This is a genomic window from Lentisphaera marina, from assembly GCF_028745505.1.
Classification (GTDB): domain Bacteria; phylum Verrucomicrobiota; class Lentisphaeria; order Lentisphaerales; family Lentisphaeraceae; genus Lentisphaera; species Lentisphaera marina.
Genome location: NZ_JAQZZL010000001.1, coordinates 97,072 through 112,002, shown reverse-complemented (window position 1 = coordinate 112,002; position 14,931 = coordinate 97,072). Strand labels below are relative to the sequence as shown.

Sequence of the window (14,931 nt, the reverse complement as noted above, 5' to 3'; positions counted from 1 at the left end):
AAACTTAAATTATTTGCTTTCTTCTACCATTTTGTAGAACTGTTCGAATAAATAGTAGGGGTCATGAGGTCCTGGAGCCGCTTCAGGGTGGTATTGAACCGCAAACATTTTTTCTGATTTGTGACGAATTCCAGCTACTGTATCATCATTTAAGTTGATATGGGTAACTTCGATGAGGTCGTCATTAACAGAATCGGGGTCAATGGCAAAGTTGTGGTTCTGTGAACTGATTTCGATTGTACCCTTGAGGAGGTTTTTTACGGGGTGGTTACAGCCATGGTGACCAAATTTCAATTTGTAGGTGTCTGCGCCAGTGGCTAAGCCTAAGATTTGGTGACCAAGGCAGATGCCCATGATGGGGTATTTACCAATGAGTTCTTTTGCAGCATCAACTGCATAAGTAACGGCTTTGGGGTCAGCAGGGCCATTAGAAAAGAAAACAGCATCAGGGTTCATGGCAATAACTTCGCTAGCAGGAGTTTTTGCAGGTACAACGGTTACTTTAAAACCACTACGCCTTAGGCCACGCAAGATGTTCCATTTAATACCAAAGTCATAGGCAACTAAAGAGTGTTTAGCTTCTGGAAGCTCTGCCCCAGTTCCCCAAGAAGAAGAAATAGAGTCATCTGGATCCCATTCGAAAGTAGTGTCGCAGCTTACCTTTGCAGCGTAGTCTTGTCCCTCTAAGCCACTCCAGTTCTTTGCAAGTTCAACGGCCTCTTCTTCACTAACTGATCCGTCATAACAAATGTAACTTTTCATTGCACCATCAGTACGGAGTTTTAAGGTGAGGGCACGTGTGTCGACGCCAGCGAGAGCAGGGATGCCATTATCTTTGAGGAATTGACTCAAAGAACTATCGCTTCTCCAGTTGCTATCATCATTGTTATTGTGTATGATTAAGCCATTGGAAAATGTTTTTCGTGCTTCCATGTCTATTGGAGTCGTACCATAATTACCCATTTCAGGGTAAGTCATACAAATAAACTGACCAGCGTAGGATGGGTCGGAGAGGATTTCCTGATAGCCAGTCATTCCGGTGTTAAATACAGTTTCGCCCAAGCAGTTTTTATCTGCTCCGATTGAGTAAGCTCTGAAGATCGTTCCGTCTTCAAGAGCGAGAAAGGCTTGCTTTTCTCTTTGAACTTTCCAATTCCAGCTTTGACTCATTGAATATGTTACCTTATTTTTCTATTAATTGTTGGGAATCTAAACGCAAGTCATGTTTTTTCCAGTTGCTTTTATAGCTCCTTTATGAGTTAAAATAATATCTTCTTTATGGGATGAAGTTTATGAAAATGAAATGTATAAAAAGGTTCATCTATTTAGTGCTTGGATGCGCTTTTTTAAGTTCGTGTGCAATAGGAGAAATTGAACTGGAAAAGACGGAATTTAAGTTTGTAGCTCTTGTGGGACACTTAGATGAAACTATGATCAAAAAACCACGCCAAGATATTGATTTGTATATTCTCAACCAAGTCATTACTGATGAGGAGCGTGAAAAAGCTTTGGATGCCGGCTATTTTGTCTTTAGTGATGATAAAGAAGTGACAATGATATCAAGACGGCCATTCGTGAAGTATAAACGATGGTTGATGTCGACTTTACCTGGTAAGCAGGTCCCAGGTGTGATTTATCAATTATTTTATAGCTTTCCAGGTGAACGTGATTTAGAAGTTTTCGTTGTCACTCTGAATGATCAGGTGGATATTAAGGATGTGGCGCAGAGATCCGAAACAATAGATCAGCTCTATTTATCAATTTCTGGTTCCGCAGTACTGATTGTATCATCCGATGACAAAGAATATACAGATGTTTTGAAGCGAAGAATTGCCCGATGGAAAGACGTAGGAGTTGACGGAGGGGATTATGCCATGTATTTCTCTATTGTCAGAGATTGGGAAGTTGATACGGAACCTATGGAGGTTCTTGAAGGTTTATTAATTGAAGCTGAGTCCCATCAGAAAAAAATATTGAGTGTTGATAAATGAAGTTATATTTAGTTTTCGTATGTGTTTTTTCTGCCTTATTAGTACAAGGTCAGAGTGTGTTTCGTGAAGGTTATATTATTAAAATTAATAAGCCTGAATCAATAAAAGTCATAGAGCGCTCTGGTGAATCAAGTACCTTGAGACCAGAGAAAGGCAACAAATTTATTGTTCTTAACTTTATTTTAAGCGAAGGTCGTAGTCTGGGTAAATATGATTATGTCTTAAAGGCAGGAGCTAAAGACTATAAATGTAAGTTGATAGGTTCTAATACAGAAGCTTTTAATGAAATTAACTGGGAGTTCCATGTTCCAAGTAAATTATCATTGCGTTGGAAGTCAGAGCCTAAGCCTGCTTTGTCAGGCTCTAGGACGGTTAAAGAAGGGGCTGGTGTAAGACTTCTTTTTGAAGTGCCAAAGAGCCTAGCTAAGGCAAAGATAGTTTATGCTATAGCGCCAATGGAGCTAGAATCTGAAGAAGTGTCTTCGAGTGCGGAGTTAAAGCTTTAATCTTCTGAAGATTTAAAAAGTAATAATGCACTGCCTAATTGTTGTACAATAGTAGCTCCGAATTGCTCCGCAATTTTCATGGCTTCTTCCTTAGGGTTCTCGAAAGCTTTCTTTCTAATAGTAATTTTGACCAAATCTTGTTTTAGGAAGGCCTCAGTAATGATTTTTAGGTTTTCTTCTGTGAGTCCTCGTTTACCGATTACTGCACTTGCTTCGAGTTTGGATCCGCGCGCTCGTAGGGCACGAGCTTCACTGCCACTTATTTTTTTCATTTTGTTCCTGTTGTTCCGAGATGGTAGTGTCGGGACTTTGATTGATGTTTAAGAGATCATTTTGTTTAATGTTTAGATCGCGTTGTGGGAAAGGTATCTCAATATTGTAGTCTATAAAGAGCTTATAAATAATTTTATTGACATCACTTATAATTTGATCTCTTTCCGTGGCTTTTTCTATCCAAACGAGGAGCTCAAAGTTAAGCGAAGAGTCGGCAAATTCATTTAGCCAGACTTGGGGGCTAGGTTTTTTGAGGATAAGGTTGTGTTTTTCAGCCGCTTCTCCCAAGGCTTTTTCTACAAGGCGAATGTCGGATCCATAAGCCACGCCAACAGGGATTTTAATTCGGATGCGATGATCGCCAAAAGTCCAGTTGATGATTTGATCATCAAGAATTTTTGAGTTAGGGACAATGATTGACATGTTGTCAGGAGTTTGAATTATAGTAGTACGTAAATTGATACGTGAAACATCGCCCCAGACTTCTCCAACGGTTAAGCGGTCTCCGACTTTTATAGGCCGTTCAATGAGTAAGATAATGCCACTGATGAAATTGGCGGTAATATTTTGCAAGCCGAAACCAATACCAACAGAAAGTAAGGCAAAAACACCTGCAAAAGCACTCACGGGAAGTCCGACAAAGGCAAAGGCCGTATAAACACCTATACCAACTACCACATATTGAGTTACTTTTTGGACGGCGAATTCAATGCCACGGTCCATCTTCATTTGTTTAGCAAGTCGTTTAATTAAGGTGCGATTGACTATGTAAGCAAATAAGATAGATGCAGTGATAATTCCGATGGCGCCAATAATTAGCCATATTATAGAACTGTCAAAAATCTCAAGACCTTTTTCGAGTTGTTGAGATGGATTGCTAGGGAGTGGTACCATAATTATGTCTTTTCTTGTTATTTGTTTTACTATAAAGTGTTAATAACAATCGAAAAACCGTAATGGGAGGATCTTTGACAGGCTAAGGAAGATGGGTCATTTAGCTCGGATAAGTTCTTTCACTTTGAGCCCAGATTCTTTGAGTTGTGAATCATCAAAAGGACCATTGATGCTAACGTTGCTTTTCCAAACCGCACTTGAGCGATGACCTGATGAGTAATTCCAATTGCACCAGCTGATTTTATACTCATTGAGAATCTTATGCCACTCCATAACGCTCTGCCAATCATTCCTGCCTTCACCGGAGGCTTCTTGACTGCCCCATTCAGTAATGAACAAAGGGATTTTTCCTAAGAATTTTTTAAATTCTTTACGGTATAAGTCCTTATGCGACGCGGCATAGAAGTGGAAGCTGAACATGACATTGTGTGAGTTTTTTTGATTTAGGCCATTGCTTATAATGTCAGTCGCTACTTTCCCTTCAGATATACCTAAGGAAGCCCAGGCAGGTGTTCCAATTAAAATAATGCCATCAGGATCATTTTTTCTAATAATGGGAATGATTTGCTCGGCATAAGATTTTATTCGAGGCCAATCCACCCCTTTACCATTAGGCTCATTACATATTTCGTATAAAACAGTTCCTTTTGAGCTGTGTTTTTTGGACATATAGGCAAAGAATTTTTTGGCTTCATCAATGCGGTTCCACGGATCGCCTGGTTTTAAAATATGCCAATCAATAATGCTATACATGCCACGTTTGTGGGTCTCTTCGACTACTTGATCAAGCATTTTGGTGAATTTCTTTGGATTGGTTTTGTAGCCACCTTCATCGTAATACATAGCAATACGAAGAATGTCTGCTTGCCACTGATATGCTAAAACATCTAGATTTTTTTCGCCTAGGAAACTGCCCCAACCATGCCATTGAAGACCATGAGTACTCATGCCTTTTAATTGGATAGGCACTTGTTTACTACTACAGAGTTGAGTGCCCTTTAATTGGAGTTTACCGTATTTTTGAAATGGCGTTTGTGCGTATAGGCCAAGAGCTGCGAAGCAACAGAAGATAAAGAAAATGTTTTTCATAAATTGAAGGATTGATTATTGTTTATTCTTATTAATAGCACGCGAGGGCCTAAAGTTTACAGGAGAGCTCTTTTATTTATTTGGAATTGTGTAGAATGCAGTAGAGTTAACAGCCATTCTTACTTGTTCTAGAGTGTGTATTAATACCTAATATTTTTGTAGGGCTTGCGATATTCAGAATAATGATTGTTGCTGGGGGAAAATAAGTTCCCGGCCTTTAGGCTTGTTGAGTAAATGAAGGCATAAAAGCGCACAGCCCATGGCATCGTATAAAGCACGGTGGGGAATGAAATGGTCGTTCACTTGCAGTTTTTCTAATTGCTTGTTGAGATCAAGGCATTCTAACAGGGAAGTTAAGCTGTAATCGCTAAAAGTATTACTGTAAACTTGGCGGCTAATTTGCAGGCTATCGATGGAGCGTTCAATAGTTAGAGCTGGGAAGCATTTTTTTAAGATGGCATAGTCATAGCCAATATTATGGCCAAGGATAATCTTGTTTTGTAAGTGCTGTTTAATTTTTGGCCAGGTCGAGACTATTGATTCGCAGCAATGAGCTGAAGCTGCATAGAGGTCATTGACTGGAGCAGAAGCTTCGAAGTAATGGAGGATTTCGCCAGATTCATTAAAAACTACTAGGCCGATCTCTGCTGCAATGGGGCCGTGTTCCCCAGGTACAGTCTCAAAATCTATAGCGGTGAATTCTAGCATTTTGGCTCACTTTTGTTTTTAAGATCTTAAAACGTGAACAAGAGAAGTCAAAAGTCTTTGTAGAATAGGGATTTATTTTTAACGAAAAATAGGCGGGGACGAGACGAAAAGCACTTTGGCATTACTTTGTCAAAAATAATTAGGAAATTTTAAATGACAGAATTTAGATATCATAAAACAGGTTTGTTTTACGGACAAATCTCTGAAGAAGCCAAAAAGCTTGGTGTAGATGAATTAAAAGAGTTGGGCGCACAAGAGATTCAACAGGATTATCGAGGGATGCATTTTCATGCTGACATGGTAACGCTCTTTAAAATCGTCTATTGCTCACGTTTATTTTCGCGTTTCTTGGCGCCACTACATCGTTTTGATGCACTCTCGGAAGATATGCTTTATCAGCGTGTTAAAACAATGAAATGGGAAGAGATTATTCAGCCGGGCCAAACATTTGCGATCTTTGCAAATGTTGGTAACAGCAAAATTAATCACTCGAAGTTTGCTTCTCAAAAAATGAAAGATGCGATTTGTGACCGCTTACGTGAAAAACGTGGCGAGCGCCCCGATATAGATCCTAAAAATCCTGATATATGGCTCAATCTATTTATTAATAAAAATAAAGCGACAATTGCTCTAGACCTTTCAGGTGGTTCACATCACAAACGTGGTTATCGCCAGGATTCAGTTGAAGCGCCTTTGATGGAAAGTTTAGGGGCGGCTTTTATTCGTGCCTCTGAGTGGGATGGCAAAACTCCTCTATATGACCCAATGTGTGGATCCGGCACAATTTTAGCAGAAGCTCTTATGTATGCAGCAAAAATTCCTTCTGGTTATTTGAAGAAACGTTTTGGTTTTGAAAATATGCCTGATTTTGATCAGGGTATATGGGATGAGGTTAAAGCAAAAGCTGATGCGCGTATAAAAATCCCTAAGGAAGGTTTGATTTCTGGTTCTGATATGGATTCAGAGGCAGTGAGAGCAAGTATGCTGAACTTATCCTACCTACCAGGTGGTGACAAAATAAAAATCACGCAAAGTCGCTTTCAAGACTTAGAGGAACTTGAGCCTTGTACAATCATTACAAATCCTCCGTATGGTATGCGCCTCATGAAAAATGAGGATGTCGAATCTTTTACAGGTGAAATAGGTGATTTCCTCAAGCAGAAATGTTCTGGAAGTAATGCATGGGTTTATTTTGGCGAACGTAAACTAATCTTGAAAATTGGTTTGCGACCTTCGCGAAAATTCCCTTTAAGTAATGGTGGCTTAGACGGACGCTTATGTAAGTTTGAGATGTATCGCGGCAATAAATGGACCTAAGTTATTTGCTGTGATCTAAGCTTTTTAGGTCGATTAAGGCCAATGAAAAAACGGCTAGATTAATTGAGAAAGGGTTAAACGCATGGGTCATTAATTGCGGTAGTTGGATAATTATTGCAAGAGTGGCGAGTATGCTAAAGGCCATAGCAGGATACAAAAGTTTTTTGTTCGTAGAAAATATGACTAAAGCTAAGGCGTAGATGATTTCGGCTATCCCCGAAGAGGTAAGTGCAAAGTCTTTCTCCATGAAAGGAAGAAAAGCATTGTTCATTAAAACTTCTTGCTCACTTTTAAAGAGTAATTTGGGAACGAGACCATGATAGAAAAAAATGGCAGCTAAACTATAGCGAGATATTTTTTGAGTTGATTGATCAGTCATAATAAAGCCTTTTAGTTTCAATTGTATCCTAAAATCATTTAAAAGAAAACTTCCTTTTCGTCATTACAGGTATTTGTTAGGGCCTAAAGTTTGATTTTTATCTAAGCAGGGATTGTTTTGCATTTTATTATTCAATTTGAAGTGAAAGTAATTACATGGATCTAAGTAACAAGCGAGTTTTATTTTTAGGCGATAGCATTACTCACGATGGGCAATATGTCGGTTTTATCGAGTATGCTCTTCGTAAGCAAAAACCTGAGCAAAATTTTGATTTTTACAGTTTGGGGCTGAATTCAGAAACAGCTTCAGGTTTATCTGAAAATGACCACCCCTTTCCACGCCCATGTATACATGAACGTTTGGGTAGTGCTTTAGGCAAAATTAAGCCTGAAGTCGTCTTTGTTTGTTATGGTATGAATGATGGCATATATCACCCACTGAATAAAGATATCTTTGATGCTTACAAGAAAGGTATGTTGGAGCTAGTTAAGAAGTGTCAAAATGTGGGGGCTGAAGTCATCCTGATAACTCCACCACTTTTTCAGGATCATGCAATACCAAACTTATTACAAGATGCGGAAGCGGCAGATTTTAGTTATCGAGCACCATACAAGGCATACCAAGAAACTTTGGCAGCTTTTTCAGAGTGGACGAGTACGGCGACGCCAGAAAATGTGACTTGTGTAAACCTCAACTCAATTATGGCAACTTATGTTAGCGATCAGCGCAAAGAAAATAAAAATTTTTGTTTCAGTAAGGATGGTATCCATCCCTCTTTGGAAGGGCACTTATTTATAGCCCAAGTTATTTTAAAAAATTTGAACTTTAATCATGACGTATTGTCGCGAGGAAAGTTAACTGAACTTAAAAAAACACCACTTTACAAGTTAGTTGAGAAACGTCGCCAATTGCGATCCAGAGGTTGGCTCAAGTATGTGGGTTATGAGAGAGCTAAGGTGTTCAAAACAGATTCAATTTCTGAGACTGAATTACGTGTGGCAGAGTTATTGAAAGAGATTGATGTTATTACTTGAACACTAGCGAAAGTTGGTACAAAAAAACCTCAGTGATTTCACTGAGGTTTTTTATTTAAGCGAGGTGCTTAGTTCTTAAACGTCGTAAGTTGTAGAAGAAACGTCGCCACCTTTACCAGTCCAGTTGGTGTGGAAAAATTCACCGCGTGGCTTGTCTAAACGCTCATAAGTGTGAGCACCGAAGTAGTCACGTTGAGCTTGGAGCAAGTTAGCAGGAAGGACTTCTGAGCGGTAGCTATCGTAGAAAGCTAATGCTGTTGAGAAACAAGGTGTAGGAACGCCAAGTTCAATACCCTTGATAACTGTGCGTCTCCAACCTTCTTGGGCTGTGTGGATAGCATCTTTGAAGAAGTCATTGAGAAGTAGGTTTTCAAGGTTTGGATCTGCTTGGAAAGCATCCTTGATGTTACCCAAGAAAACAGAACGGATAATGCAACCTCCACGCCACATGAGAGCGATAGCACCAAAGTCAAGATCCCACTTATAGGTTTCAGAAGCTTCTTTGAGGAGCATGTAACCTTGAGCGTATGAAATGATTTTTGAAGCATAAAGAGCTTGTTCAACGTCGTTTACGAAAGCTTCTTTGTCGCCAGTGAATTTAATATTCGGGCCAGTGAGAACTTTAGAAGCTTCAACACGTTGATCTTTGAGTGCAGAAACGCAGCGAGCGAATACTGATTCAGCAATAAGTGTCAAAGGCATGCCAAGGTCAAGAGCATTAATACCAGTCCATTTACCAGTACCTTTTTGACCAGCAGTGTCTAAGATTGAGTCAACTAAGTGAGTACCATCTTCTTGTTTGTAGCCAAGGATATCAGTTGTGATCTCAGTTAAGAAAGAATCGAGAACTCCTGTATTCCACTTCTTGAAAATCTCGTGCATTTCATCGTTGGAGAAACCAGCATTCTTGAGGAGTTGATAAGCTTCGCAGATAAGTTGCATGTCACCGTATTCGATGCCATTGTGAACCATTTTCACATAGTGACCAGCGCCACCTTTACCTACCCAGTCACAGCAAGCTTCGCCGCCGTCAACTTTTGCTGAAATATCTTGGAAGATATTTTTAACTGCAGGCCATGCTTCGGGATCGCCACCAGGCATGATTGAGGGGCCGAATCTAGCGCCTTCTTCGCCACCAGAAACACCAGCGCCAATATAGCGAAGGCCTTTAGCCGCGAGTTCTTCAACACGACGGTTTGAATCAGTATAGAGTGAGTTTCCGCCATCAATGATAATGTCGCCTGCTTCGAGGTGTGGGACGATTGTGTTGATGAACTTATCAACGACTTCGCCTGCTTTTACCATGAGCATAACGCGTCTTGGCGTTTTTAGTTGGCTAACAAATTCTTCTACAGAATGAGTGCCGATAACATTACTGCCTTTTGCAGCGCCATTCATGAAATCATCTACTTTCGAAGTTGTGCGGTTGTAGACAGCTACAGTATAACCATGGTCATTCATGTTCATGACTAGGTTTTGGCCCATTACGGCGAGACCAATAAGACCGATATCTGCTTGAGACATACGATTTTCCTAATTTATTCAATATTATTGTTTCAGTTGATTCTCGACTATAGCCTTAGTTTGTTTTTAGTCTATATACGCACAAGCAATTATGCCACTCTGTTAATGTTACATGCAACAAATAGGCGAAAAAGTTCTTCAAAATTGTTGTTGTAAGAATGCCCCTTACAGTTATTTTAGACTCTAAATTAAAATTGTAGGTTTATAAATGGCTTTAGCTCCCCCGGACGCGTTTCAGCGTGGTGTGCTTGAAATTGAGAAATTTGAAGTCAATCGCGATTACAGAGAAAAATTAATTGGCGTGGGCTTGTTGAGTTTTAAAGATTTTTTCTTTTGTAAAGGCCTTACTGCAATGCGAGAAGTTCCCGGTCGCTTGACTGTTTCGGTACAGTTTGAAGATGAAATGATTTACCTAAAACGTCATTGGAAAAAGTCTTCGCCTACTAGAAAATCTGGCCCACATTTTGAAGCAATTACTGAGTGGGATAATACACAAGCTTTACACAAAGACCATATAAATGTCCCTGTGCCAATGGCCTATGGAATAGGAAAGATCGGTGGGGAAGCCGTTTCCTTTTACATCTCTAAAGAAGTTAAAGGGGTGCAAGGTGATCATTTTTTGCGAGATCACAAATTGTTAGATCAGAAGAGAAAAGATTTCTGGTCACAATTAGGAGTTTTTGCCAAGGAGTTTCATTCAAAGGGTTACAATCATAGAGATTTTTATCTATGTCACATCTTTGTAGATGTTTCAGGAGACAAGAATTTATTCTCTTTGATTGACTTACAGAGAGTTCAAAAACGCAATAAATTCAGACGCCGATGGATTGTGAAAGATTTAGGTCAGCTCTTTTACTCTTTTCCTGACTCAGTATCACAGAGTGATAAAATGCGTTTTTTTAAGGCATACAGGGGTGCGAAAAAACTTTCGAGTTCGGATAAAAAACTCTTGCAACATGTTATGCAACGTGTGGAACGCATGAAGAGTAAGCACGGTGAGTATTTATTGTGAAGATTGCTTTTGTTATTGAGCACTTTAACCCTCGTTACGGCGGACAACAGGTTTATATGAGAGACTTTGCTGAGTTTCTTATTGAGCGGGGTCATGAAGTTAGCTTTTTCACACATGATACGAATGTGATTGACGATCGGATGAGTGTTGAAATTATAAAGCTTTCGCCTCTAGCTAAAGCCATGCGTTGGGTTCAATGGTGGAGTTTTTTAAGTCAGGTTAAAAAGAGAGTGAAGTTAGGCTCGTATGATGTAGTGATGGGAACGGGCGTCAGTGCTGCAGTTAATGTGTACCAACCCCATGGAGGAGTCACGAAAGCGAGTCACAAACAGAATCGTTTATTGACGGGCCCCATACACCAAATCTTAAAAGGCTTATCAAATTCCATTAGCCCTAAGCATATAATGGCGGCGAAAATCGAAAGAGATATTTTTACAGATAAAAATGTTAAGTTCATCGCCATTAGCGAAATGGTAAAAAGTCACATGAAGGAGTTTTATCATATCGATGATTCTCAAATAGAGTTAGTGTATAACGGAGTGGATGTTGAGCGATTTCAGCCTTCAAGTGATTTAGAGAAGAAAGCAGCGAAAAAACAACTTTCCTTGGATGAAGATAAAATAATTTTCTCTTTAGTGGCTCACAACTTTAAGCTTAAAGGCTTACGAGAAATTATTTCGGTGGTAGAACACCTTCACAAAAAGAAAGATAATTTCTTGGTTGTTGTCGCGGGTAAGGGGAAAAAGAAAGCTTATGAGGCATTAATAAAATCCAAGGGATTAGAGAGCTACTTCCTATTTCTTGGGGCTGTTGATAATCCGGAATTAGTTTATCAGGCTTCGGATGTCTATTTACAGCCCACGTGGTATGATCCTTGTTCTTTAGTTGTGCTAGAGGCTATGGCGGCGGGAGTGCCAGTGATAAGTACTTCTTTCAACGGAGCATCTGAGATGATTGACTCAGGTGAAAATGGTTATGTTATTACCAGGCCAGATTCTTTAGATGAGTTTGAATTTGCTATGGAGCGTTTGTTTGATACGGATCACAGAAAGGTACTCGGAGAGAAGGCGCGTCAAAGGGTAGAGCCCTTGACTCATGAAAAAAACTTCAGTCACATGGAGAAAGTTTTTCGGTCCTTCAGTTAATCAATAGAGTCTTTAAATTTAGAAAATGCGTTTTTTACGACTTATAGCTTCTTTTGAAGTCGATGAAAGCAATCTTGACGAATTGCTTTCTAGTAAAGGTCTATTCAATTATAAATTATTATTTGAAAAAAATTATTGGTGTTGTTTTGCGTTTTAAATGTACTTCTTGTGGACAATCAGTTTCAGTAGATGATGGCAAGCCAGGGGAAGCAGTTCAATGTGGTTCATGTGGAACGGTTCTCAAGGTGCCAAAAGCTTTTGAGCCAGGTTACATAATTGGCGATTTTTGTGTTTCAGAACACATTGGCTCAGGTCGTATGGGAGAGGTTTACAAAGCCTATCAAGAGACTCTGGTACGTGACGTAGCATTAAAAGTTTTAGATAATGATATGGCAGAGCATTCAGAGCATATCCTTGAGTTTTTTAAAGAAGCTCGTGTAGCTGCCCGTTTAAATCATCCCAATATTGTGCAAGCCTATTCTGTAAACGAAGAGAGTGGTTACTATTACTTAGTAGTAGAGTATGTTTTTGGTCAGAACTTAAGGCAACTTATAGATGATCGTGGCAAATTGCCAGTGAATATGACGATCCGTTTATTATCTCAAATTGCCCATGCACTAGATTATGCCTGGACTTCCGAAGGCTTACCACATTTATCAGTGAAGCCAGAAAATATTTTAATCGACTCAAAAGGGCAAATTAAAATTTCCGACATAGGGCTTGCGGGATCAAGATCAAGATTTTCAGATGGAGATTATAAATACTCGAGTCCTGAGCAGATTCTAAATTTAAAAACAGATACTCGTGCAGATATTTATGCCTTGGGTGTGACGGCATATGAAGCTTTGACGGGGCAAGCACCCTTTGATGGCAATATTAAAGAAGTGAATAAGAAGCACCTAGAAGATGAAGCTACGACCATTAAGGATTTGAATCCTTCCGTGCCCAAAGATTTAGCGACAGTAATCGACAAAATGATGTCAAAACATCCCGATGATCGTTATATGAGTTTTGGTGATTTAGCTAAAGATTTACGTCTCTTAAGACGCTATGTGGATGATATGACAACAACGTCTAACTTTTCTACACGTATCTTTAAAAAACGCTTTAGTTTCACCGAGAAAAGGAATCAGCAACGTAAAAAGAGTTTGCGTTTACAGATTTTGACGGCTTTGATAACAGTCCTTTTGTTAGTGGGGATAATTGTTTTTAATAGCGATAAGTCCGTTGATAAAACAATTAAAATTGATAAAGGCGATAAAAAACGCCTAAGTGAGTTTACTATTTTATCACAATCTATGGATAAAAGTATCAGCTCAGTAGAAGCCTTCGGTTTGTTTAAAAAGATAGAATCATTCCTTAGTAAATATCCTAGTTCTCCCCAAGCAGAAGAATGTCTAGAATGGCGTGAAGCTGTTTTAGAAATTTTGATTAGAGAACGTCGCCAAAATGAGTTTTTTAGTGAAGAATCAGAACTAGCTAAGGAAGAAGGAGATGGGCTTGAAAACTCAGATACAAGCCTAGGGAACCAAGACTTAGGGAATTTGGCTTTACAGAGTGAAAGAGATAGTATGAGACGAGATATTTTGCGATTCTACTTAGGGAAAAAATCCAGTGTAGAGCTTTTAGAATTCTTGAAAAATAGTGAAGCTTATGACCCCATGTGGTCAGAACAAATGTCGAAGATAATCATCAAATCGAGTGAAGTTAGAAACTCCTTAGTTGATGGTGGTGTCTCTTTGATGGGCTTAGTTATTAAGCACGGCAAAGATGAAGTTGTAGTGCGCTCTATAAAGAATGATATACTTATGGGGCTTGTGGGTGGTGAATTGAAAAGTTTGAGTCTAAGTACTTTTGATTTGAAGAGCCTAGAAAGTTTATTGTCTATCAGTTCTCAGTCACCAAGAGAAGATGCCTTGAGCTTATTGTTTTGGTTTAGAAACTTTCAAACATGTGCTTTGAATGAAAATGAAGAAGTTTCTGAGTTCGAAATCTTCTTGATAGAAGAAGCCAAAAGAATGGCAAAGTTTGACCTAGAGAATTATTTACAAGAAGCCAAAAGTAGTTGGCAGCGTAATGAAGTGGGCTCTGCTATTGCTCAGATCCTTGCACTCAAGCAAAAGTATAAAAATACGTCGCTCTACGAGAGTAATAAAAAGAGAGTTGAATCTCTAGAAGAGAAATTTAAAAAAAGTGTGTCCAGACGTGGAAAAAAATGAGCTTAACGGCAGTAAACAATACTGGGAAGAGACTTCAAAAGAGTATCAGTTAGTAACGCGAATATCAATAAATGATTTCCATTATGGTCCCTTATTGCCTGGCGATAGCACAGTTAATGCATTACCTGAAAAGCTCAATGGCTTAAGGTGTTTAGAGCTTGGTGCAGGTGCAGGCCAAAATTCTATTTATCTAGCTTCTCAAGGTGCCAAATGTTTAGTGACAGATATTTCTGAAGAGCAATTGGCTCATGGAAAACAGATGGCCGAAGAGGCAGGACTGACGCTTGACTTTCAACAGTTGGATTTGGATGATATTAATCCTTCAGATTTAGGGCAGTGGGATTTTATTCATAGTACATGGGCATTTCCCTTTGCTGAAAACCAGAAAGCTGTCATAGAAAAATGTGCTAAGATCTTATCTCCGGGTGGTCGCTTACATATCACAACAGGTCATCCTGTCTTTGCAGGTGAATGGATTCAATTAGATGATTTTGAAGAAGGGATGTTTCTTAGCGATTATTTTGAACCTCCACGTGAAGTGCGATTTACAGAAGATGAAGAAAGCTTTGTACGCACTCGACAGTATCCCTTGTCTACTTATATAAATTGGTTGATTGAAGCGGGTTTTAAGATAGAACGAGTCTTGGAATTGAAACCTTTAGATCTGGAATTCAAAAGTGAGGATGAACTTCTTTTATCTATGCCTTATGACAGCACAGTTTGGCGAGAGATGTACCCTCAGATTAAGAAAGTGCCCTTTGTTGTGACTTATATCGCCACACTTAATGACTAGTTTTTCTTTTAGTTAAAATCCTATTAATTTTTTGTGTTTCATTAACT

Annotated in this window: 15 protein-coding genes; 8 read left to right on the top strand and 7 right to left on the bottom strand. The window is 39.2% G+C overall.

All coding sequences use genetic code 11. The features are described 5' to 3' along the window. Positions 1 to 9: 9 nt before the first annotated feature. Complete coding sequence (carA, locus tag PQO01_RS00510) at positions 10 to 1,170, bottom strand: glutamine-hydrolyzing carbamoyl-phosphate synthase small subunit (protein WP_274312088.1); 1,161 nt, start codon at positions 1,168 to 1,170, stop codon at positions 10 to 12. Between the two features lie 122 nt (positions 1,171 to 1,292). Between carA and PQO01_RS00505 the strand changes: the two genes are divergently transcribed. Together PQO01_RS00505 and PQO01_RS00500 are read left to right on the top strand one after the other, a co-directional pair. Further along, positions 1,293 to 1,991: a hypothetical protein gene (locus tag PQO01_RS00505; RefSeq protein WP_274312087.1), complete on the top strand. Its 699-nt coding sequence runs from the start codon at positions 1,293 to 1,295 to the stop codon at positions 1,989 to 1,991. Continuing rightward, positions 1,988 to 2,497, top strand: a complete 510-nt coding sequence (locus PQO01_RS00500; protein ID WP_274312086.1) for a hypothetical protein — start codon at positions 1,988 to 1,990, stop codon at positions 2,495 to 2,497. Before PQO01_RS00505 ends, PQO01_RS00500 begins: the two co-directional genes overlap by 4 nt. Here the strand turns inward: PQO01_RS00500 and PQO01_RS00495 are convergent. From PQO01_RS00495 to PQO01_RS00480, 4 genes are all read right to left on the bottom strand, one after another. Then, positions 2,494 to 2,769, bottom strand: a complete 276-nt coding sequence (locus PQO01_RS00495) for a YhbY family RNA-binding protein (protein ID WP_274312085.1) — start codon at positions 2,767 to 2,769, stop codon at positions 2,494 to 2,496. The genes PQO01_RS00500 and PQO01_RS00495 overlap by 4 nt on opposite strands. Continuing rightward, complete coding sequence (locus PQO01_RS00490) at positions 2,747 to 3,664, bottom strand: mechanosensitive ion channel family protein (protein WP_274312084.1); 918 nt, start codon at positions 3,662 to 3,664, stop codon at positions 2,747 to 2,749. Before PQO01_RS00490 ends, PQO01_RS00495 begins: the two co-directional genes overlap by 23 nt. 96 nt (positions 3,665 to 3,760) lie before the next feature. Beyond that, positions 3,761 to 4,753 (bottom strand): glycoside hydrolase family 5 protein, encoded by a 993-nt coding sequence (locus PQO01_RS00485; RefSeq protein WP_274312083.1) that lies wholly within the window; start codon positions 4,751 to 4,753, stop codon positions 3,761 to 3,763. A gap of 174 nt (positions 4,754 to 4,927) precedes the next feature. Continuing rightward, positions 4,928 to 5,461, bottom strand: a complete 534-nt coding sequence (locus PQO01_RS00480) for a 3'-5' exonuclease (protein WP_274312082.1) — start codon at positions 5,459 to 5,461, stop codon at positions 4,928 to 4,930. Positions 5,462 to 5,614: 153 nt separating this feature from the next. On the opposite strand from PQO01_RS00480, the gene PQO01_RS00475 reads away from it, so the two are divergent. After that, positions 5,615 to 6,778: a THUMP domain-containing class I SAM-dependent RNA methyltransferase gene (locus PQO01_RS00475; protein ID WP_274312081.1), complete on the top strand. Its 1,164-nt coding sequence runs from the start codon at positions 5,615 to 5,617 to the stop codon at positions 6,776 to 6,778. 1 nt (position 6,779) lies between these two features. Here PQO01_RS00475 and PQO01_RS00470 read toward each other — a convergent pair whose 3' ends face one another. Further along, positions 6,780 to 7,157, bottom strand: a complete 378-nt coding sequence (locus PQO01_RS00470) for a DoxX-like family protein (protein ID WP_274312080.1) — start codon at positions 7,155 to 7,157, stop codon at positions 6,780 to 6,782. 155 nt (positions 7,158 to 7,312) lie between these two features. On the opposite strand from PQO01_RS00470, the gene PQO01_RS00465 reads away from it, so the two are divergent. Further along, complete coding sequence (locus PQO01_RS00465) at positions 7,313 to 8,191, top strand: SGNH/GDSL hydrolase family protein (protein ID WP_274312079.1); 879 nt, start codon at positions 7,313 to 7,315, stop codon at positions 8,189 to 8,191. Between the two features lie 75 nt (positions 8,192 to 8,266). Here PQO01_RS00465 and gnd read toward each other — a convergent pair whose 3' ends face one another. Next, on the bottom strand, positions 8,267 to 9,715 hold the full coding sequence (gene gnd, locus PQO01_RS00460) for a decarboxylating NADP(+)-dependent phosphogluconate dehydrogenase (protein WP_274312078.1): 1,449 nt from the start codon (positions 9,713 to 9,715) through the stop codon (positions 8,267 to 8,269). 208 nt (positions 9,716 to 9,923) lie between these two features. On the opposite strand from gnd, the gene PQO01_RS00455 reads away from it, so the two are divergent. The 4 genes from PQO01_RS00455 (at position 9,924) to PQO01_RS00440 (ending at position 14,884) form a co-directional block, all read left to right on the top strand. Continuing rightward, positions 9,924 to 10,727 carry a lipopolysaccharide kinase InaA family protein gene (locus tag PQO01_RS00455; RefSeq protein ID WP_274312077.1) on the top strand — a complete coding sequence of 268 codons (804 nt, stop codon included), beginning with the start codon at positions 9,924 to 9,926 and terminating at the stop codon, positions 10,725 to 10,727. Beyond that, positions 10,724 to 11,872: a glycosyltransferase family 4 protein gene (locus tag PQO01_RS00450; RefSeq protein WP_274312076.1), complete on the top strand. Its 1,149-nt coding sequence runs from the start codon at positions 10,724 to 10,726 to the stop codon at positions 11,870 to 11,872. The genes PQO01_RS00455 and PQO01_RS00450 overlap by 4 nt, the downstream gene beginning before the upstream one ends. A gap of 146 nt (positions 11,873 to 12,018) precedes the next feature. Next, positions 12,019 to 14,091 (top strand): serine/threonine protein kinase, encoded by a 2,073-nt coding sequence (locus tag PQO01_RS00445; RefSeq protein ID WP_274312075.1) that lies wholly within the window; start codon positions 12,019 to 12,021, stop codon positions 14,089 to 14,091. Next, a complete protein-coding gene (locus PQO01_RS00440; RefSeq protein WP_274312074.1) occupies positions 14,078 to 14,884 on the top strand; it encodes a class I SAM-dependent methyltransferase in 807 nt (268 codons plus the stop codon). Before PQO01_RS00445 ends, PQO01_RS00440 begins: the two co-directional genes overlap by 14 nt. Positions 14,885 to 14,931: the final 47 nt, after the last annotated feature.